Source organism: Tolypothrix sp. PCC 7601 (genome assembly GCF_025677855.1).
Classification (GTDB): Bacteria; Cyanobacteriota; Cyanobacteriia; order Cyanobacteriales; family Nostocaceae; genus Aulosira; species Aulosira diplosiphon.
In genome coordinates, this window is sequence record NZ_CP064879.1 from 333,150 (window position 1) to 354,591 (window position 21,442).

18 protein-coding genes and 1 tRNA gene are annotated in these 21,442 nt (G+C 41.4%); 12 read left to right on the forward strand and 7 right to left on the reverse strand.

The genetic code is table 11. From position 1 onward, the window contains the following. Nucleotides 1-10: 10 nt before the first annotated feature. Nucleotides 11-676: an NIL domain-containing protein gene (locus HG267_RS01270; protein ID WP_045870096.1), complete on the reverse strand. Its 666-nt coding sequence runs from the start codon at nt 674-676 to the stop codon at nt 11-13. Between the two features lie 716 nt (nt 677-1,392). On the opposite strand from HG267_RS01270, the gene HG267_RS01275 reads away from it, so the two are divergent. The 5 genes from HG267_RS01275 to HG267_RS01295 all read left to right on the forward strand — a co-directional run bounded on the left by HG267_RS01275 (nt 1,393) and on the right by HG267_RS01295 (nt 6,826). Further along, nucleotides 1,393-1,587 (forward strand): CbtB-domain containing protein, encoded by a 195-nt coding sequence (locus HG267_RS01275; protein ID WP_228045723.1) that lies wholly within the window; start codon nt 1,393-1,395, stop codon nt 1,585-1,587. Nucleotides 1,588-1,690: 103 nt separating this feature from the next. Then, nucleotides 1,691-2,836, forward strand: coding sequence for a hypothetical protein (locus HG267_RS01280; protein ID WP_228045722.1), 1,146 nt, complete (start codon nt 1,691-1,693; stop codon nt 2,834-2,836). A gap of 905 nt (nt 2,837-3,741) precedes the next feature. After that, nucleotides 3,742-5,772 (forward strand): heavy metal translocating P-type ATPase, encoded by a 2,031-nt coding sequence (locus HG267_RS01285; RefSeq protein ID WP_045869729.1) that lies wholly within the window; start codon nt 3,742-3,744, stop codon nt 5,770-5,772. Nucleotides 5,773-5,778: 6 nt separating this feature from the next. Further along, a complete protein-coding gene (locus tag HG267_RS01290) occupies nt 5,779-5,904 on the forward strand; it encodes a hypothetical protein (protein WP_255325182.1) in 126 nt (41 codons plus the stop codon). Between the two features lie 235 nt (nt 5,905-6,139). After that, nucleotides 6,140-6,826, forward strand: coding sequence for a hypothetical protein (locus HG267_RS01295; RefSeq protein WP_045869730.1), 687 nt, complete (start codon nt 6,140-6,142; stop codon nt 6,824-6,826). A 418-nt stretch (nt 6,827-7,244) separates the two neighbouring features. On the opposite strand, the gene cobA is transcribed toward HG267_RS01295, so the two are convergent. From cobA to HG267_RS01315, 4 genes are all read right to left on the reverse strand, one after another. After that, a complete protein-coding gene (cobA, locus tag HG267_RS01300; RefSeq protein WP_045869731.1) occupies nt 7,245-8,027 on the reverse strand; it encodes a uroporphyrinogen-III C-methyltransferase in 783 nt (260 codons plus the stop codon). Continuing rightward, entirely contained in the window at nt 8,024-8,746 is a 723-nt protein-coding gene (locus HG267_RS01305) for a sirohydrochlorin chelatase (protein ID WP_045869732.1), read from the reverse strand. Before HG267_RS01305 ends, cobA begins: the two co-directional genes overlap by 4 nt. 99 nt (nt 8,747-8,845) lie before the next feature. Further along, complete coding sequence (locus HG267_RS01310) at nt 8,846-10,261, reverse strand: serine/threonine-protein kinase (protein WP_052335145.1); 1,416 nt, start codon at nt 10,259-10,261, stop codon at nt 8,846-8,848. Nucleotides 10,262-10,440: 179 nt separating this feature from the next. Further along, on the reverse strand, nt 10,441-10,821 hold the full coding sequence (locus HG267_RS01315) for a DUF4359 domain-containing protein (protein WP_045869733.1): 381 nt from the start codon (nt 10,819-10,821) through the stop codon (nt 10,441-10,443). A gap of 118 nt (nt 10,822-10,939) precedes the next feature. On the opposite strand from HG267_RS01315, the gene HG267_RS01320 reads away from it, so the two are divergent. After that, nucleotides 10,940-11,012: transfer RNA gene (locus HG267_RS01320), tRNA-His, on the forward strand. A gap of 463 nt (nt 11,013-11,475) precedes the next feature. Here the strand turns inward: HG267_RS01320 and HG267_RS01325 are convergent. After that, nucleotides 11,476-12,357 (reverse strand): phosphodiester glycosidase family protein, encoded by an 882-nt coding sequence (locus HG267_RS01325; RefSeq protein WP_045869734.1) that lies wholly within the window; start codon nt 12,355-12,357, stop codon nt 11,476-11,478. Nucleotides 12,358-12,716: 359 nt separating this feature from the next. Further along, a complete protein-coding gene (locus HG267_RS01330) occupies nt 12,717-12,989 on the reverse strand; it encodes a hypothetical protein (RefSeq protein ID WP_045869735.1) in 273 nt (90 codons plus the stop codon). 1,494 nt (nt 12,990-14,483) lie between these two features. On the opposite strand from HG267_RS01330, the gene HG267_RS01335 reads away from it, so the two are divergent. From HG267_RS01335 to ntrB, 6 genes are all read left to right on the forward strand, one after another. Further along, nucleotides 14,484-15,593 (forward strand): sodium-dependent bicarbonate transport family permease, encoded by a 1,110-nt coding sequence (locus HG267_RS01335; protein WP_045869737.1) that lies wholly within the window; start codon nt 14,484-14,486, stop codon nt 15,591-15,593. An 84-nt stretch (nt 15,594-15,677) separates the two neighbouring features. Further along, nucleotides 15,678-16,010 carry a P-II family nitrogen regulator gene (locus HG267_RS01340; RefSeq protein WP_045869738.1) on the forward strand — a complete coding sequence of 111 codons (333 nt, stop codon included), beginning with the start codon at nt 15,678-15,680 and terminating at the stop codon, nt 16,008-16,010. A gap of 276 nt (nt 16,011-16,286) precedes the next feature. After that, complete coding sequence (locus HG267_RS01345; protein WP_320076070.1) at nt 16,287-17,648, forward strand: cation:proton antiporter; 1,362 nt, start codon at nt 16,287-16,289, stop codon at nt 17,646-17,648. Nucleotides 17,649-17,678: 30 nt separating this feature from the next. Continuing rightward, nucleotides 17,679-17,906, forward strand: coding sequence for a hypothetical protein (locus HG267_RS41850; RefSeq protein ID WP_096621621.1), 228 nt, complete (start codon nt 17,679-17,681; stop codon nt 17,904-17,906). A gap of 1,058 nt (nt 17,907-18,964) precedes the next feature. Then, nucleotides 18,965-20,341, forward strand: coding sequence for a CmpA/NrtA family ABC transporter substrate-binding protein (locus HG267_RS01355; RefSeq protein ID WP_045869740.1), 1,377 nt, complete (start codon nt 18,965-18,967; stop codon nt 20,339-20,341). Between the two features lie 190 nt (nt 20,342-20,531). Then, nucleotides 20,532-21,371 (forward strand): nitrate ABC transporter permease, encoded by an 840-nt coding sequence (gene ntrB / locus HG267_RS01360; RefSeq protein WP_045869741.1) that lies wholly within the window; start codon nt 20,532-20,534, stop codon nt 21,369-21,371. Nucleotides 21,372-21,442 lie beyond the last annotated feature (71 nt).

The following is a 21,442-nucleotide window of genomic DNA, read 5'->3' on the forward strand; positions in this document are numbered from 1 at the left end:
AATTAGTAAATTAAAAAACTATTGGTTCTAAAGTTTTATTCTGCACTGTACCAGACCAATCAGGCCAAATTGGTAGTCCCAGTTTTTTTAAATAACGCAGGCTAGAATGGATTTGTTTTGTTTCCCCCCACAAATCCAAGTCAAACCATCCGTCATCTTCCACAGAGGGATTGAGAAAAGCACTAGTGATATTAACTGTTAATCCAAACCGAGACACTAGTTGAGAAATTATCGGTTTTTTGTAATAGCTTTTTAAAATACACAATTGTATGTGTAGTCTATTAGTTTGTCCATGAGAAAGCCATTTTTGGCATTCTGTCGCCCACTGATTTTTAAATGTTTCTAATTCTTTGCGCGTTAGCTTGTTAACAGCTTTTGGGAACGCTTGAGATTGTTGGTGAAATTGAATATGATTTGCAATTGCTAGTTCTACTAAACCCACTCCCAATTCTTGGAGGTAAGACAGGCTATTAGTGATTTGCTCAGGATTTCCCAAAAATTCTAAATCAAACCAGCCATCGCTTTCACTACCAGATACTAATGATGCAGCTACGATGTTTACTGTTATACCATAACGAGATACTAACCGCGAAATAACAGGCTGTCTTTGATACTGAGCAGGTACGGAAATTCTACTGTGAATTGGTGCGGATTTTCTGATTTTATTTGCAGACATTAGCTCAATCCCCCCATATTCATTGGGTTTTTGAACCAGAATGCAACACAGAGGAAACACTTATAGCCAAAAATCTGTACTTTCCCCAAATTTTCCAGACTGGATATGAGTCTCATTTAGATTCTCCTCTTCTAGGCTGCAAATAAACTACACTAATTCTATCAAGTTACTGTATTAAATAGATATGTAAAGGAGAATCCCACAAAAATTACAAAAAGGCAATGCGTAGATTCGCGTATTGTTTGGGGATTGGGGAGAATACTACTGGATTAAGCGTTTTGAAATCAAAATTGGTTTTGGGGAAAAGGTGAAAGGTTAAGGGTTAAAGGTTTTTTCTTTCCCTTTTCCCATTCCCCTTTTTCCCCTTAACCGACAAGTTTTGGGAATGGGTACAAGAGTGCTGAGTTTGTTGAGAATTGATGACTTTGTGAGAAAAATATGAGAAGGGCGTTAGTCCTAAAATGTATTGCCAATAAATAAAGATAAGCATTTTTGCTTTTCAAGTCGATGCTTTCACAGAAATATACAAAGTGACAGGCGAGGAAAAACTAGGATATTGTGTAAATTACGCAAACATCGGTTTTAGTGGATAACAAGCACTAAAGGTAATGGGAAAAATAAGGTATGAATTTTGAAGTTCACTAACAAAGCAGTTGCTAAAGCAAGCCCAGCCAAAATATCTACCGATGCATTTGTTCTAGATTTATGCGAGGTATATGATGAAAACTCAGACTCATTCTTCAGTGTTGCAAAAGACAGCTAGCTTGACTTTATCCAAGCCTGTACAAGCAACACTTTATGTTTCCTTGTGCGCGTTGACGCTGTGGACTGTTTATTTTACAACCTATCCAGCAATTCACGATCGCGTACACAGTCCCCGTCACCATACTTTGCTGGTTCCTTGTCACTAAAACACTTAGCAACTGTTTTGGAATCTTCAAGTTAATTCATAATTGATTATTCGCACTTAGAATGTCAAAATTTAAGCTTTATACACTCATCAGTATTATTTGTATGATGAGTGTAGTTTTTTATAGTTTTGTGGGCTTCTCTCAGTCACCCCAACCTACTGTCAGACTAATTAGCCCCGCGCCAGACAACCAAATTATACCGTTTGAAGCCGAAGCCAGTACATCCCAATCTCCAGTTAAATTAGCATTGCAAGCAGTAGATGCTAAAGGTAAAGCTTTAGAGAATGCTAAATTTCATCTGGAAATTGTTACGCCACCCCATAACCCTTGGTTCACAACAGATTTCCCGATAGTTGAGGGAACCAAGCTGCTTGATATAGAAACAATAGCTCCTCAAGGGCAGTTGGAATTACAAGAAATACTACCAATTCGCGGAAATTACCAATTCAAGGTAAATGTTACCCCTGTGGTAGCCAACGCTTTTAACCCAATTGCACAAACTCTGACTTTATCAGTAAAAGAGAATTGGGTAAAATACCGCAATTTTGCGATTCTGGCTGTAGTGTTGTTGATAGTTGGGTTAGCTGGCGGTTGGGTAATTGGCGGTTCCCAAGCTGTCACACCTACCGAAATTGCCCCTGAGCGCGTGCGATTATTATTGAGTGGTGCAATTGTAGTTGCGATCGCAGCTCTATTATTCGTTAACATTAGTGCAGAAGTTGCCCAGTCAGAGAGTTCAACACACGCACATCATCACGATCATCATGCATCAAAAAGCGTAGTTGAAACTGATAGTGCTGGGATTGCTCGGCAACAGGGTTTACAAGCACAATTATTAGGCGATACTAGCGCCACAGTAGGTAAACCTGCGGCTTTACAGGTACAAGTCATTGACGAAAAAACCAATCAGCCTGTTCAAGACGTAATCCTAAATATCAAAACAACCATGCTGGAAGATGGTTGGGTTAATTTTGCTTACCAAGCTGTTCCCGATACCACAGGAAAATTTGCTTGGGAACAAGGATTTTTTGATGGCGCACCTCATAAATTAGAGGTACAAGTTGCTCCCAAACCCAATGCTTCGCGCCAATTTACACCGTTTACAGTGCAAAAAGACATAGACGTGGAAGGAGTTGCACCACCGTTATCAGTGCGGTTTATTAGTCTAGCCTATATGACAGCTTTCGTGATTGCGGGGTTGTTAGTAGGATTAGGACTACGGGGTAATTCTTTAACATCAGTTTCCTAGTTTTTCTGGGGAAATTAGAGCTTTAAATTAAGGACTAAAGTCCTTGCCTACCCTACAAGCTGAATTGTAGGGTTTTTTTATCAACCAGAATTTTTATACAAAACTATTTTCAAAAAAATACCAATACAAATAATGTTTGCGACACATCAATATATTTATTATAGAGGGCATGGCAGTGCCCATTGGTGTCAACTTAACGTGAAACCCGCTTTGTAGCTAGGTTTTCGCCCTCACCCCCAACCCCTCTCCCGGCGGGAGAGGGGAGCAAGAGATTTAATTCCCCTTCTCCCCCAGGAGAAGCAGGGCTGTTTCATTCCCTAAAAGCCCTGAAAATGCAAGGGTTCAGGAGATGAAAAATAAGCTTGGCATTGAATATTAGGCATCAAAATGGTCAATAATTTATGACTTTTGTCCTAATATTTATCGCCAATCATATTGACAAAATACATATCCTTACGAATGAAACGGCCCTGCCCAGGAGAAGGGGTTAGGGGATGAGGGCGAAAGTTTTTGTACAACGCCAGCCCTATATAGCTTTAAGCTTAAGTTGACACGTATGGGCACTGCCTTGCCCCTACAATCCGTCGCATTCTTTTTTCACATTAGTATTAGTTCATGTAGGATGCGTTATCGATAGCGTAACGCATCAGCGCTTGTAATGCGTTACTGAGATTTTTTCATAAATCAAATCGGATTTCTCTGTAGCATTCATATTTAATTTTTGAAAGCAAAAGTACATTTATAGTTTCATCTTTCTTATTCCCTACCTTAATCAATAATTTTGCAACTACTACATAGATTGATATAGATTCTCATTCTTAAATTAGTAACTTGTAAAAACTCATTTTTTTTATTACATTTGAACGATAGCTCATATATCTAATAAATTACTAATTGGCAGCGAAATGAAGCGGGAAATACATTCAGAATCTGACCATTGCTGTAATTGCGGACATGATACTCATGAGAATCATCATCATAATCATACTCACGAACATGATGAGAATCATAACCATGACCATCATCACGATCATGGTGGAGAATTTAATCTCAAAAATGAGATATTTCCGTTAGTTTTGATTTTAGGTTTGTATATACCTGGTGTAATTTTTGAAGGTCAATTACACAATACATTCTACTCTATAGGTGAATATCTACTTTTCATTCCTGCGTATTTATTAAGTGGCTGGAGTGTACTCAAAACGGCAGGTAGGAATATAATTCGCGGTAGGGTATTTGATGAAACATTTTTGATGACGGTAGCAACATTGGGAGCGATCGCCATTCATAAGTTACCCGAAGCGGTGGGGGTAATGTTGTTTTATAAAATTGGTGAGTTGTTTCAAGACATTGCCGTTAACCGTTCCCGTAATTCGATTAAAGCTTTATTAGAAATACGTCCAGATTATGCCAATGTGCAAATAGGTGGTGAACTCCAGAAAGTATCGCCAGAGACAGTAAATATCGGTGAAATTATTGTAGTCAAGCCAGGAGAAAAGATTCCCTTAGATGGTGAGATTATCGATGGTAATTCCCAGGTTGATACCTCTGCTTTAACTGGCGAATCTGTACCGCGAACGGTAAGGATTGGTGAAACAGTTTTGGCGGGAATGCTCAATAAAATGGGTGTCCTGACAATTAAAGTTACCAAGTTATTTGATGAGTCTTCTATTGCTAAGATTTTAAACTTAGTACAAAATGCTAGAAGCAAAAAAGCAGCAACTGAGAAGTTTATTACTAAGTTTGCGAGATACTATACCCCAGTAGTAGTTTTCACTTCCTTAGCAGTGGCATTATTGCCACCTTTGTTTTTAAATGGTGCCACATCTGCTGAATGGGTTTATCGCGGTTTAATCTTATTAGTAATTTCCTGCCCTTGTGGATTAGTGATTAGTATTCCTCTAGGCTACTTTGGGGGTATAGGTGGCGCTGCTAAACGTGGAATTTTGGTGAAAGGCTCGACTTTTTTAGATACTTTGACAACAGTTGATACAGTTGTATTTGATAAAACTGGGACGTTAACTCAAGGAGTATTTAAAGTAGTAGATATTATTACCCAAAACGGTAGAAATCAGCAAGAATTGCTAGAATTAGCTGCCAAAATAGAATCACATTCCAACCATCCCATCGCCCAATCGATTCGGGAGGCGTATCAGGGAAAAATCGATGCATCGAGTGTGGAAGATTATCAAGAAATCGCTGGTTATGGAATTAGCGCCAAAGTAGAGAATCAGTTAGTGCTAGCAGGAAGCGATCGCCTCTTACATCGCGAGAATATTGCTCATGATGTTTGCAATACTGAAGGCACAGTCATTCATCTAGCGGTTAATCATATATATGCAGGGTATATTGCGATCGCAGACGAATTGAAATCCGACGCAAAAGAAGCTATTCAAGCACTCAAACGCATCGGTGTCCGCAAAACCGTGATGTTGACAGGAGATAATCAAGCGATCGCTTCCCAAATTGCTCAACAACTGGGTATAGATTCCTACGAAGCCGAGTTATTACCAGAAGAAAAAGTCAGCGCCCTTGAAAAGTTACTTAGCACCACCCCCAAACATCATACAGTCGCCTTTGTTGGTGATGGCATCAATGACGCGCCAGTAATTGCGAGAGCCGATGTTGGTATTGCAATGGGTGGCTTAGGCTCAGATGCGGCGATAGAAACTGCTGATATTGTGATTATGACGGATAGTCCCGCAAAAGTCGCCGAAGCGATTCAAATTTCCCGAAAAACCCGCAGCATCGTCTGGCAAAATATCATTTTCGCCCTAGGAATCAAAAGCATATTTATTGGCTTAGGTATTTTTGGAATAGCAACAATGTGGGAAGCCGTTTTCGCCGATGTTGGTGTCGCACTGCTGGCGATTTTTAACGCGACTAGGGTGATGGGGACTGGGGACTGGGGAACTCGGGGCCCCCTCTGGGGATAAGGGGTAATGGGGATTGGGGATTGGGGATTAGGGATTGGGGACTGGGGATTAGGGATTGGGGACTGGGGACTGGGGACTGGGGGAGAATACCAATTACCAATTACCAATTACCAAATGACAAATGACAAATGACAAATGACAAATGACAAATGACAAATGACAAATGACAAATGACAAATGACAAATGACAAATGACAAATGACAAATGACAAATGACAAATGACCAATGACAAATCTGGAATTAACAGCTGAGAACTTGTAGAACAAAAAAGCAATGAAGCGAAACTATGTTCATTGAACACTCCTAACTTCAGCACAGGCGCGAGCGATCGCGTCTGTTTATTTCTCAGCTTCCAGCGTAGAATCTATGAAATCCTCCATCACACGTATCGCTACAACGACTTTAGCTTTAGTACTCAGCTATTCACTCAACCCAGTATTTGCAGTACCCCAGACAAGCCATCAGTCAGTTACCGTTGCTCAAGCCAAAAAAGCCGCAGACAATTTAATTATTCCTGGGGAAAGGGTGGGTTTTGTAACGCGTAAAACCACCAAACAAGATTTAGTCAAATTGTATGGTGCATCACGTTTAATTGATAAAACTATATCTGGCCCGGAAGGGATTGGTAGTTTTGCTGCTACTCAAGTAAACCTCGGTAAAGAGCGCTCATTTCTGGTAGTGTGGAGTGATAAAATTCGTACCAAACCCCTAGATGTACGCGATCTCGGTTCTGCTTGGAAAACACCCGAAGGTTTAGGTACTGGTACTCCTTTAAGTGAGTTACGCAAAAAACTAGGCGACTTCAAACTCTCCGGGTTAGGTTGGGATTATGGTGGCGCGATTTTCTTAGAAACTAGCCGATTATCTCGCTATCAAGGCAAAATTTTCTTCCGCGTAGATACTGCTTCCAATGCTTACGAGAAATACCCAAACGATTACCAAGCAGTATTAGGCGATCAAACTCTTTCTGCTAGCAACCCTCACTGGAAACCTTTAGGAATACATATATCGCAAATCATTGTTGTGTTGAATCCAGAGCAGGAGTCATTCTAAGTAAATACAGTTCAGTTAAGAAAATTATATTGATAACAAAACTAAAAAACTAGTACAACAAGGCAAAAGGCAAAAGGCAAAAGTCAAAAGTCAAAAGTCAAAAGTCAAAAGTCAAAAGTCAAAAGTCAAAAGTCAAAAGAAAGAATACTTATACCACAAGCCTTTTAGCAATTACAGATGGTCTGTTTCTCTTACAAAGTTTGGCGGGACGGAAACCGACACCGCCAACTTTGCGCTATTTACGCCGACTTGTACTAGTTACTAAACAAAAAAACAGAACAATAATTTTGGAGGGGGTTTGGGGGACGCAACCGTCACCCAATCGGGGGTTTGGGGGAGAATCCCCCAATTCTTCTGGCTTCTTTAATAAGTGACAAATCAACGCTAAATTGTCAGCAAGATTCTACCCTACCAACTATCAAAGTGGACGACAACCGGAGAGAATATCGTGCAAATTCACCACAGAGCCAATAACTGCGATCGCAGGTGCTTCAAATCCAGTTTTTTCGACTTGCTCAATTATTGTGGCAATTGTACCAATTAATTCTTCCTGCTCTGGTCGCGTACCCCAACGCACTAAGGCGATTGGTATATCTAAACTCAAACCAGCCCCAGTCAACTGTTCAATAATATAGGGCAGATTGTGAATCCCCATATAAATTACTATAGTTTCCGAACCGTGAGCGATCGCACTCCAATTGACTGCGGGTCGATACTTACCTGCTGACTCATGTCCAGTAACAAAGGTTACTGAAGAACTATACAAGCGATGCGTTAACGGAATACCTGCATAGGCTGGAGCCGCAATACCCGATGTAATTCCTGGCACAACTTCCACATCAATCCCAGCGCCTACCAATTCCGCCATTTCTTCGCCGCCACGACCGAAAATAAACGGATCGCCCCCTTTCAGCCGCACCACAATCGCATTATCTTGTGCTTTTTCAATTAGCAGTTGGGTGGTAACTTCTTGCAACAAAGAATGTCTCCCCATCCGCTTACCTGCATTAATTTTTTCTGCTTGGGGGTTAATCATCTCCAAAATTGCTGGACTTACCAAAGCATCATAGATGACAACATCGGCACATTCTAGTAAACCCTTGCCTTTGAGTGTCATCAGTCCAGGATCTCCTGGCCCCGCACCTACTAAATAAACCTTGCCCAAAAACTTGCTCTCCTGTTGTATTGCTGTGCGGTTCATCTATCTATTAAATCCCCAATTAGCTCGGCTAATTCTGTACTGGCTCCTAGGGGTTGGGCCAAGTGAAAATTTACCAGAGGAAACTGTAATTTTAGCGTTTCTATTGATTGCGCGATCGCATCAGTTATGCCACCAGCGAATAAAAAATATGGCAAAATCGCAATCTCCCACTTGCTCACAGCAATCAAATCTTTCACCCGCGATTCTAAACTAGGAGCTACAGCCCAATAAGCTGTAATTGCTGCCAAATTTTGCGCCATTGCTTCCACAGGCTCTAAAGAATTAGGACGGCGACTTCCATGCGCTAATAAAATCCATGCAGCTGTCTTTTTTTCAGCTATTTGTTTAGCGAGTAAAGTTTGTAAGTTGGGGTTACTACCTAAATATGGTTTTAGCTCAATCTTGATATGTTGACCCAAAGCCTGTTGAGCCAAAGCAATTTCATCGGGAATATCTTTCATGACATGAACTCCCGGCAACAGAAATATAGGTAATATATTGATGCGATCGCAACCAGCCACCAAAGCCTTTTCACCAAATTTTTTAATCTGCTCATGCAAAGGTTCCAGGCTGAGTTCTAAGTAACCTATATCTAACAGAGGTTCTTGGTTGTAGCTGCTTCGTAGCTTGTCACGCATCAACCCCGCCAACTGCTGCATAGCAATTTCTGGACGCGGATCACGACTTCCGTGAGATACCAACAGATACGCAGATGGCATGGGCAAAGGTAAAAATTTGAGTAGTTATCTTAACTATCTTAATAAATAGTCAAGAGTCAAAAATCATTTGAATTGCCAAGATTACAAGTTGCGTAAGTCTTAATTCCCTTTTACAGAGTTAAAATGAACGAAGTAACAGTAACATTGTGCCAATTTTTCAACTAAAGCACTAATCTGTCGCCCTACTTGAGTACCGCCAGCCCAAATGTGAGAGGGGAGATGTCCTGGTGGTGCTGACAAGCGAAACGTTAATTGCTGAATCGGAGAAGTAGCGCGGGGTAGATTCCAGCCAATAGCAGCGCAAAACTGACCATAGTCACCATCAACGCTTTCGTAAATTTGCTTCTGAACGCTGAACCCAAAAAGCCCTTGGCTGTACTTCACCCACAATTCGTCAATTATTTGTAAATCTTCACAAGGCAAATTCTCAATATCACTAGTAAACAGATAACTACCACTCGGCTTGTTGAGTGCTTCACACATCAACGCCCAAGTTAGTTTATCGGCAGATTGCCATTGTTTTGCTGCTAATAAGTCGCTTAATTGACTGTAATCAACTCCTACCTCAGAATTTAAGCTAGAAGCTGGCTTTTTCAGTACAGGTTGGGAAGACTCAAGTTTTATAGCCGAATTTAGCGCTTGCAGCGCTTCAGCAGCAGTTTTATAGCGTTGGGGAAGGGCATTTTGCAGCAGTTTATCGAGAATATTACCCAGACGAGTATTGATTTTACCTTTATTAGGTGCATAATCGCGCCATATCCAGCGATCGCTTGTGTCATCAAATAAATCAAAGGGAGAAATTCCCGTTAATAAGTAAATACAACTCACGCCTAAGCTGTAAAGGTCGCTAGCTGGTAATGCTTTACCCCGCATTTGTTCAGGAGCCATATAACCTGGGCTTCCTACCGTAGTACCTGTATAGAGCAAAGCTGTGGCTGTAATCTGTTTGGCGACTCCAAAGTCAATTAAAACTAAATCCTTCCCTTTACCTGCCAGCGATGCTCTACGCATAATATTTTCTGGCTTAATATCACGGTGGATCACTTGTCGGACATGAATGAATTGCAACACTGGTAACAAGTCTTTCAGCAGTTCCCAAATTTGGGTTTCGCTAAAAACCCCTTGCTGTTGCAATTCCTGTGCTAACGTTTGTCCTGCAATCCATTCTTCCACCAAGTAAAGTTGATTTTCATGTTCAAAATAATCCAACAATTGGGGGATTTGGGGATGCTGCAACTCACTCAGGCGTACTGCTTCCTGGCGAAATAATTCCACAGCCTTATCAAAGCCTTTCCCGCTGTTTTCTGGAAAACAAAATTGTTTAATAACGTACTTGGGTTTTTCTGGAAGATGTTCGTCTACAGCTAAAAAGGTGATGCCAAAACCACCACGTCCAATCAATTGCAGCAAGTGATAGCGGTCTTTAAGCAATAGTGGTTTACCACATTTGATACAAAACCTTGCTGTGTCAGAATTATAAGCATACAAACAGCCAATATTAGGACAGAGTTTCATTACAAAGTAGAGCTTTGCCTGGGTCTACATTATGCAGTATTCCCAACTAATACCTACTTATTCCCTATTGAGGACGGACATAAAACAATATCCCCAACCGGAAGCCGCTAAATCGCTGCTTCTTTTGGCTTTTGTACAGACGCGATGAATCGCGTCTCTCCGACGACTTTTGACTCTCCTCATTGCTGTTGTGCAGAGTAGGTGTAAAAGCTATTAAACGCTCCCACTGTCTCAAAACTGTAAGAAGGGATAACCGAATTTAGTTTTAAATTTGTACGGTAAATGCTAAAAAGCAGAAAATCTTGCCTTTGTGTAGTTCCCGCAATAATTCCCCGCATTTGAGGGTTAAATGAATCTACCGTTTTTTCGCAATTGAAATTGATTAAATTTTGCAATATTCCTTGTGTTTTCTTACAAACATCCGTTTTTAAATATTGTGACAACCTCTCTGATGCATAGTCTTCATATTGCGTCTGGTTAGGATTGGTGCTAGACATTGCTATGCCCAAGGCTGCTAGTGCGGCAGCAGCTAAATATGTAATAATCGTAATCGGCTTCATGTTGTCTTCAGCTATGATTTGTGTGAGTCATCAGACTGGAAATTAACTGAGTCCGTTCCGAAAATAAAAATTTTCTGGACTAAATAGTAAAAAGAGTGCTATACTCAGATAGTTAATGGCGAGCGTAGCCAAGTGGTTAAGGCAGTGGTTTGTGGTACCACCATCCGTGGGTTCGAGTCCCATCGTTCGCCCTCTTCAGTTACAAGTGTTTTTATTCTCGCCAATTAGTTAGAGAAATATTGTTTTTCTCAATACTAATAAGCTTAACTAGGTATTCAAGAAAAAGCATTTTCATCCTTACATGAGTGAATGCGAGCATCCTTCAGGAGAAGCTAGGCTCAAACCCTTAAATGTCTAGCAATAATTTACCATTCATAACTTAATCAGCATAGAAGATATCAGAATCTGCTTATAATATTAATTTAAATTATAATATTCGCACTATTTATAAGTAAAATTTTTTATTTTGCTTCAGGACTTTATAGCAATTTGAAAAAAGAATGTGACAGATTGTAGGGTCAAGGCACTGCCTTGACCTCTAGAATATTGATGTGTCGCAAACATTATTTGATTTAGTATTAGCCCTCAAATAAGGATTGAAGTTCAATTTTATTATGTTGCTGAACATAGTTTGATTTATTCCCACCGATTTACTTAATTCTCCTGAACCAATAAAACTGACTTTACAGGTCGCTGAATAGGCTTTCTCACAATATTTAGCTTCCCGTAAACAGTTTTGCCATTGTAATAAAGTGAAGACGAACTTCCGCCATCTAGGTTCATGGCTTTTTTCACACCAAAGTTTTTCATGAAATCTGCCAATTCTGGTAAAGTCATCCCAGATTTAGCCAGACGGACGTTTGGCTTTTGAGCTACCATAACTAACACAATATTGCCATCCTCAGTAATCCCTACAGCGCTTCTAGAACTGGGTTGATTAGTACCAATTGCATCTCGTCCATTGCTTTTATCTACAAAGCCTTCTGGTTCAGAAGTAATTTCTGGTAAGAGTCCTGGCCCACCACCTACAGCATCGACTAACTGACACCCAGCTAAAGGTGATTCATTGTGCAAGACAATATCGTAAGTGACTGTATCTCCGCATTGATAGCGGCGAAATTCTGCGCGATTGAAAATTTTACTGAGGTAGGGTTTTAAGTTGGGATTGTTCACCAACCGTTCATTATCTTTGGGGTTGGCTACTTCACGACCAGAAATAACTATATATGATGTAGATTTTTGGTTAACTGGATCGAAAAAGCCTGCATTCAAGATTGCCTTTGCTTGATACTGCTGGGCAAATTGTTGGACAGTCGCTACTTTGGGCGATATTGCAGGGGTAACGACAAATCGGCTATCAGTGGGAATTGACAGGATATGAACTATACTTTGCGGTAGGGTACGCTGCTCGTAGCGGATGGTTTTTGGTGGTGAGGATGGAACGGTTGGGACTACCGATATAGAAGAATGCAACTTAAATAATAGCGGTATGCCAAAGCTCACTAGTGTCAAACCCAGCAGCCAGATTTTTTTCACTTGTCTACCCTAATCCTTATGATCAGTTTAATTTTAATGACTTGAATATGATCAGCAAAGACACGCAACATCTTGTTACGGCTAGATTGCATCTCTCTAGTAGTTCAACACACCAATATTGACAGGTGTCGATTGGGTAAAGGGAAAAGGTTCAAAGGGGAAGGGTTTAAGCCTTTACCCTTTTCCCCTTCACCTTTTTCCCGCCTGTCAAAAAGACTTTGGTAGACTACTAGACGATTGAATGTTAATGATAGTTGCGTGTCAAAAGTAATCTAGGCGATCGCACCAGAGGTTGATTCATGTAGCGTTACAATAAAGGCGATCGCACTTACTAAATAGCTCTGCTTGATGCTAGATAGCTATGAGGCTTTAGGTTGATACCACAGCATGAGCTTCAAAGTTGAGCAGTAGCAATCTCCTTCACTAATTTCTTGCTCATGCTCCGCTATCCAATCATATAATTGTGCAGCTTTGGCTAAAGCCACCCGTTCTGACCGATAAAGCTTAGGACTAGGGCAAAAAGCTTTGCCATTGATGTGTATCGCTGCAATGTGCCAATAGTCGCTACTTTCACCCTCTGGTAAAACTTCCAAAAATCCGCTACTGTAAGGCTCGATTATTCCGATGTTCATCTGCCAATCAATAGAACTACAAAAATATCTATCGTACAGTTGCAGTTAGGGAGTTGCCATCGTACTGCTTGGGTATGCAGTACATCAGTGTTGTAGAGTAAACAAAGCTTAGAAAAACTTAATGTATTGCCAGTAATTCTCTAGGTATAACTACCTCTGTCAAATTTGAACAATTTTTGACCAAAAGATACTGTAAGAATAGTCTTGTGAGCAGATGTTAGTACTGACTATTAGTCATATATTAGTAGCATCAATTATCACCTAAAACGAAAGTTATACAAGGAGCAGAATATGCTGACTGCCATTATTTTCTTTGCTGGTTATGCTGCACTATCTACATTATTTATTTCTAGCGTTGAGTAACTAACTCTCAACACTCATGTTCTATTCTTTGCATTCAATGGAGAATAGCTGCACAAAGGAGCTAGAAGCTAGGGGCTAGAGAAGAGAGATTTTCATGTCCTCATTGTGTGTGAATCAGATGACTATCTTGCTTGAAAATAGTGCTGAGTAAAAATACTAGCCCCTACTGCTTGATCGCATTTATGGTGATGTGTAAATAAATTTGTTCAATTGTAGATTTTTAATTTTTGCAGGCGCTACGCATTCTAAGCTAAAGACTCAACCCAAGGTAGTGCTACCTAAGAATTTATCAAAACTTTTGCGAGCAACCAAATAGTACAGTAATTTGTAAATTAACTGCCCATTCCCAATATTTAAGAGGTCTACCCTACAGGTAGGCTTTTGGACTTTTTAACGCCACTGTTACTTAAATGCGATCGCACTTATCTCTCATATAAAAGATATCAGCATAAATAATAAATATCATAGATTTAAATCTATTAAAACTATATATTGAATGTAATAACAAGTATATTTCGCTGAATGTAGCGAAATATATAAGCTTTTCTCTATGATGAGAATCTAATATTAATTTAATAATTGGCTATCCCAATGATCAACATTGGTTTAAAAAGCTGTAAGCTAATTGAAACGATTTTAAATGCAATTCATAAGTGACGCTTAAACTTGCAATAAATGTTCCTCATCTAGATTTTGATTAGTCTTTTCCCAAGCCTATCTCTATTTGAGATTTGCACTATTGAGAAAGGCATAATTTCTCTGAATTAATGCCAGAAAAATATTTTCTGTGCATATTTTGTATTGGCTTAAAAAATACAATTTACCCAGCGCGCATCATTAGTTGTCGCGAATTTTCATTTACCAGTTCTTGTGTTGAAAGCATTGATAATATGTCTGTAACCAATACTATCAATTTCAGAAACCTGCAAGGTGACGTATTCAGTGGTCTAACCGCCGCGATTGACAATAACCTTTATTCCGCCGCTGCAAAGACTTGTTGGGCTGCTGCCTCCGACCACTGGCTTCACGGTGCCAGCGATCTAAAACTATAGAAAAATTTCTATACAGACAAAGTTCATTTAGTTCATTTATTGCAATACTCCTCTTGAGAGGAGCCCCAAGGAGGTATTAGTGGATTTTTTGTCCCTGTTCGTGAAGGACTTCATTGCCCAATTGCAGTCCCCAACACTCGCCTTTTTGATTGGTGGAATGATTATTGCTGCCCTCGGTAGCGAATTGGTCATTCCCGAATCGATTTGTACGATCATCGTCTTCATGTTGCTCATGAAAATTGGTCTGACCGGTGGAACTGCGATCCGTAATTCCAGCCTGACAGAGATGGTGTTACCCATGATCTTTGCTGTCATAACAGGGATTGTGATTGTATTCATCGCCCGCTATACATTAGCCAAGCTACCAAAGGTCAAAGTCGTCGATGCGATCGCCACCGGGGGTTTGTTTGGAGCCGTGAGTGGTTCTACCATGGCTGCCGGACTAACGGTACTGGAACAAGCAAAAATGTCATACGAGCCATGGGCTGGCGCACTCTATCCCTTCATGGATATCCCAGCGCTCGTAACTGCAATTGTTGTGGCTAACATTTATATCAACAAGAAGAAGCGTAAAGAAGCAGCCTACTCTACCATGCAGACTGTTGCGGCTGGCGATTATCCCGATAAAAAAGATTATCCCGGCAGCCGGCAGGAGTATCTCAGCCAGCAAAAGGGGGATGGGGATAATAAGGTTAAGATATGGCCAATTATCGAGGAAAGCCTCCGGGGCCCTGCCCTATCAGCAATGTTGTTAGGTCTGGCTCTTGGCATATTCACACAGCCGGAAAGTGTCTATAAAAGCTTCTACGATCCCCTCTTCCGTGGCTTGCTTTCAATCTTGATGCTGGTCATGGGGATGGAAGCTTGGTCAAGGGTTGGCGAACTGCGTAAGGTAGCCCAGTGGTATGTTGTGTACAGCGTGGTGGCACCGTTTGTGCATGGGTTAATTGCCTTCGGTCTCGGCATGATTGCCCACTACACCATGAACTTCAGCATGGGCGGTGTCGTAATCCTGGCGGTCATCGCTTCCTCTAGTTCAGATATCTCAGGGCCACCCACATTGCGAGCCGGTATCCCGTCAGCCAATCCCTCCGCCTATATAGGTGCGTCCACAGCTATTGGTACGCCAGTTGCGATCGGCTTGTGTATACCGTTCTTCCTTGGACTTGCTCAGGCACTCGGTGGCTAATCCCAGACGGTCGCGGTCTGTCAGCGCTCCCTTGACCCGGCAGACCAATTAGATCAATGTACAGAATTTAAGGAGGTAAGCAACATGGCCAAGCGTGCCAACAAGCTCGTCATCGTCACAGAAAAGGTTCTGATTAAAAAGGTCGCCAAGATAATTGATGAAGCCGGGGCGACCGGTTATACGGTGGTAGATACTGGCGGTAAAGGTAGTCGCAACGTGCGCTCTACAGGTAAACCCAACACTGCCGACACCGATTCAAATGTCAAGTTCGAGGTACTCACCGAAACCCGGGAGATGGCAGAGAAGATTGCGGATCAGGTCGCAATCACGTTTTTCACCGATTATGCGGGCATTATCTATATCTGTGAAGCAGAGGTACTGTACGGGAGACATTTCTGTGGGCCAGACGGCTGTTGAGTCGAAATGACGCGCCATAAAAGGAACAAGCGAGCTATTAGTGCGAGTTTCTGTGGGTCAGACGGCTGTTGCATGGAGACGAAGCAGACCCCAAAAGCCGAGGTCATGACCTCGGCTTTTGAGTGAGCGTATTTATTGTCTGCAGGAGGTTGACCCTGGCGCAGAAGTCATTCCCCCGAAGTTTTATAACTTCCTCAAACCCTTAACCTTCATTGCTTTAAACTCATGATTTTGTCCAACATTCTGCCTCCTTTCAGTGGGGGGATAGCCGCTCTCATGGCTCCGATACAATTCTTGGCGACCGTTGTTGCTGAGGATTCACCCATTATTCTGTCTGGCGTATTGCTAACGCTGGTGGTGATTTATCTGGCCAGCAAGTTCGGCGCAGAGGTGGCTAGGCGATTGGATTTTCCGCCCGTCCTGGGGGAACTGGTCGCCGGTGTGATTGTCGGCGTTTCGGCGTTACACCTGGTGATCTTTCCCGAAGGGGGGCTGTCTGCCTCTGACTCGGTGATTATGACAGCGCTGCAAGGATTGAATCAATTGGCACCAGATGCGCTGACCCGAATCTTTGAATCGCAAAGTGAAGTGATTTCGGTTCTAGCTGAAATCGGCGTGATTATTCTGCTGTTTGAAATTGGACTGGAATCCGATCTGCGACAACTGAAGGAAGTGGGAATTCAAGCCACGGTTGTCGCCTGTGTGGGAGTCGCAGCACCCTTTGCGGCAGGTACGGCAGGGTTGATGTTGCTGTTTCACGTGGCGGCGATTCCGGCAATTTTTGCGGGGGCGGCGTTGACTGCAACCAGTATTGGCATTACGTCTAAAGTATTATCAGAGTTAGGTCAACTCAAATCCAAAGAAGGGCAAATCATTGTTGGCGCGGCGGTAATTGATGATGTCCTCGGCATTATTGTCTTGGCGGTGGTTGCAAGTTTAGCCAAAACCGGTGAGATTGATGTTGCCAATGTCATTTACTTGATTGTCAGCGCTACGGCATTCTTGATTGGATCAATTTTGTTGGGGGGTATCTTTAACAAAAGTTTTGTGGCGATCGTAGATCAGCTCAAAACCCGTGGAAATATTGTGATTCCGGCATTCATCTTCGCCTTCTTTATGGCATTTTTAGGCAACGCTATTCATCTCGAAGCGATTTTAGGTGCCTTTGCGGCGGGTTTGGTGCTTGATGAAACCGATGCCCGGAATGAGTTGGATGAATTGATCAAACCAATCGCCGATTTATTGGTACCCATTTTCTTTGTGACGGTAGGAGCGCGTGCCGACCTCGGTGTTTTGAACCCGGCGGTACCAGAGAATCGAGCAGGTCTGTTGATTGCTGTCTTTTTGATGGTGGTGGCGATTATTGGCAAGCTGATCACAGGTTGGGCAGTGTTTGGACAACCCGGCATCAATCGAGTGGCCATCGGGGTTGGGATGATTCCACGAGGTGAGGTGGGTCTAGTGTTTGCCGGTATCGGCTCTGCTAGCGGCATTTTGGATAAGCCGTTGGAGGTGTCGATTATTATCATGGTAATTTTGACAACTTTCCTAGCTCCACCTTTTTTACGGGTTGCCTTTGGTTCATCCACGAATCCCATCCCAGAATCTACCACGGCTGTAGAAACAGCAAGTGAGTAACGGTTTTACGAGATTATGGCTGTTTACTAAATGGATGATTGTGGCGTGAGGTTGAGTGAACGCTCAAGAAATTGCAGAGTTTCTAGCACCAAGTTACAGCAATTAATGGTTAGCGGAACTTTAGATAAACCTTTACAAGCTGCAATCGTGATTATTGTGATTCTGACGACGTTCTTAGCACCATCTTTATTACGGTTTGCATTTAAACAGTCAGTTGAACCTCAAGAACCAATAGAACAAGCTGATTTACTTGGGTAATATTGCAAAACAAGTTAATACTATTTCCTTCTTAGCTCGCGCGTGCGGGCTTTATTTTTGGCACTCATAGGAAGCCAGAACACCGATTAATTATGCAAACCCCTTGTCTATGAATTGGAAGACGAAAATATACTTGTAGCAATTCAAATAATGTTTGCGACACATCAATATATTCTAGAGGGCATGGCAGTGCTATGCCCCTACAATCTTCTGTCACATTTTTCTTTCAAATTGGTATTAGCATAATCTCTTCCAAACCTCTTTACTTCCTGTTCTTTGCGCCTACCCTGAGGAAACGACTCCGTCGAATGTGGTTCGTTTTTCTGAATTCTTACCTAGTCTTAGCTACAATTGTGAATACTGAATCTGCTTCTAGGGTGTATGCAAAAATTATCCAATCACCTCAATTCCTGCACTAGTAAGCTGTGTTGTGACGCACTATAACGCATTAAAATAATTTTCAATACGTTAGGAATAAAGCCTAAAGATTTCCGTATTTTCCTGTAAATTACAATAGCCCAACTATAAACTGTTTGGCTTTTCTCTCTGTTTACATTAGTTAATGAATCAAATCGCTAATTATAGATTCACACAATAGTTATTATTGAAAATTCGCGTAAATGATGATTATAAATGAAATGCAAACAACTTAAAAATGTGCATTCATCTTGTCTAAATAATCGAATCCATAGAGAAAAATTTATATATAAGAGCTTGACAGCAACTTTAGAGGCGAAAGATAAAATTTTACTTATATATCTAATCTAATATTTATTTAAGAAGAAGAGGATCGAAGTTAACCATTTCTACCGTAATACCTGTAAACTAATTTTAACAAGTTAAGTGATGGTTCCTCGGTTGCCCAAACTCTAATCTATTCATTCCCAAAGTTTTTTTGATAATTACATCGGTTTCTATCGCCATTCCTTTTAGGAATGACGAAAATCTGTGTACCCAAAAACGAACAAATTAACAATTAAGACATGCAAGAAATAGTTTATTTTCTTGTCTTAGTTGGCATACAAAAAAAACTTAAACTGCACTTTTAAGGAGACCCTATGACAGAATTTCTGAATCAGTTTTCTCGCCGTAAATTTATCTTAACAGCCGGAGCTTCTGCGGGTGCTGTATTCTTGAAAGGCTGTTTAGGCAATCCTCCTGAAAGCGCTGGTGGTGGTGGCACAGCGCAACCAACAGCGCAGCAAGTAGCTAATATTAGTCCCGAACAAAAGCCAGAAACTGCTACAGTCAAGTTGGGATATATTCCCATTGTGGAATCAGCACCGCTAATTATTGCGAAAGAAAAAGGCTTGTTTGCGAAGTATGGCATTAACGTAGAACTTGCCAAACAAGCTTCTTGGGGTGCAGCCAGAGATAATTTGGAAATTGGCTCTGCTGGTGGTGGGATTGATGGTGGTCAATGGCAAATGCCAATGCCTCATTTAATTACAGAAGGCTTAATTACCAAGGGTAATCAAAAAATTCCCATGTATGTTTTGTGTCAATTAATTACACATGGGAATGGAATTGCGATCGCCAACAAGCACCTAGGTAAAGGTGTAAGTCTGCAATTGGCTGGCGCTAAGTCCTTATTTAAAGAACTCAAATCTTCTACACCCTTCACCGCAGCTTTCACCTTTCCCCACGTTAACCAAGATTTGTGGATTCGCTACTGGTTAGCAGCCGGTGGAATCGACCCTGATGCAGACGTGAAGTTGCTCACCGTACCTGCGGCGCAAACTGTCGCCAACATGAAGACAGGAACGATGGATGCATTCAGTACTGGTGACCCCTGGCCTTTCCGCATCGTCACAGACAAAATTGGCTACATGGCTGCATTAACCGCAGAGATTTGGAAGAATCATCCTGAAGAATACTTGGCGATGAGAGCCGATTGGGTAGACAAACATCCCAAAGCCACCAAAGCAATACTCAAAGGTATTATGGAAGCGCAGCAGTGGTTGGATAATTTTGATAACCGCAAAGAAGCAGCGCAAATTCTCGCCGGCAGAAATTATTTCAACCTCCCCTCACCCGAAATTTTGGCAGATCCATATCAAGGTAAATATGATATGGGTGATGGCCGCAAAATTGATGATAAAACAATGGCGGCTTACTACTGGAAAGATGAAAAAGGTAGCGTTTCTTATCCCTACAAGAGCCATGATTTATGGTTTATCACAGAAAACGTACGTTGGGGATTCTTACCGAAAGATTACATTGCCAATAATGGTGCAAAAGCCAAAGAATTAATCAATAAAGTTAACCGCGAAGATATTTGGAAAGAAGCTGCTAAAGAATTAGGAATTGCAGCAGCAGATATTCCTACAAATACATCTCGTGGTGTGGAAGAATTTTTTGATGGCAGCAAGTTTGACCCCGAAAAACCAGAGGAATATCTCAAGAGCCTCAAGATTAAAAAAGTGAGCATCTAAAGTTGTAGAGACGCGATTAATCGCGTCTGTACTCAAAGCGCGATTAATCACGTCTGTACTCAAAACGATATTAATCGCGTCTAAAAGTCAAAAGTTATTGGTGAATTTTCTTAATTACCAATAACAAATATCAAAAACCAAACACCAAACACTCAACGCCAAGTACCCAATTTAGAGGAGATAAAATCTTATGACTATTGCCCAAAAGCGCCCTGCAAGTCCTAGATTAGATAATAGCTTTATATCCCGTCTGCAAAAGCAATTTCCCAATATTGTACCGCCAGCGATCGCAATTATTATCTTTCTGGTTGTGTGGCAACTATTTGCTTGGACTCCTGGCGCAACCTTACCAGGGCCAATTCAGGTGATTTCAGATACTTGGCTATTGATTTTGTATCCTTTCTACGATAAAGGTGGCACAGATAAAGGTCTTTTCTGGCAGATTTGGGCAAGTCTCCAACGGGTTGCAATTAGTTACACACTAGCGGCAGTTGTTGGTATTGCTTTGGGCATTTTGATTGGGGTTAATAAAACCATGTCTAAAGCTTTAGACCCCATCTTCCAACTATTACGGACTGTACCTCCTCTAGCTTGGGTACCAATTTCCTTAGCAGCATTACGCCAAAACGAACCAGCAGCTTTATTCGTAATCTTCATCACAGCAATTTGGCCGATATTAATTAACACCGCTGTGGGTGTAACTCAAATTCCCCAAGATTACAACAACGTTGCTAAAGTTCTGCAATTGAGCCGCAAAGAATACTTCACCAATATCTTAATTCCTGCTGCTTTACCCTACATTTTCACAGGTTTAAGAATTGCAATTGGTTTGGCTTGGTTAGCGATTATCGCGGCAGAAATCGTCATGTCCGGTATTGTGGGAATTGGCTTCTTCATCTGGGATGCTTATCAAAACAACAACGTCAGCGAAGTTATTTTGGCTCTAGTTTATATCGGTGTTGTTGGTCTACTACTCGATAAATTAATGGCTTGGGTGCAAAACCTAATTTTACCTGCAGAACAGAAGTAGTCATTAGTCATTAGTCATTGGTCATTAGTCATTAGCAAAGGACAAATGACCAAGGACAAATAACAAACAAC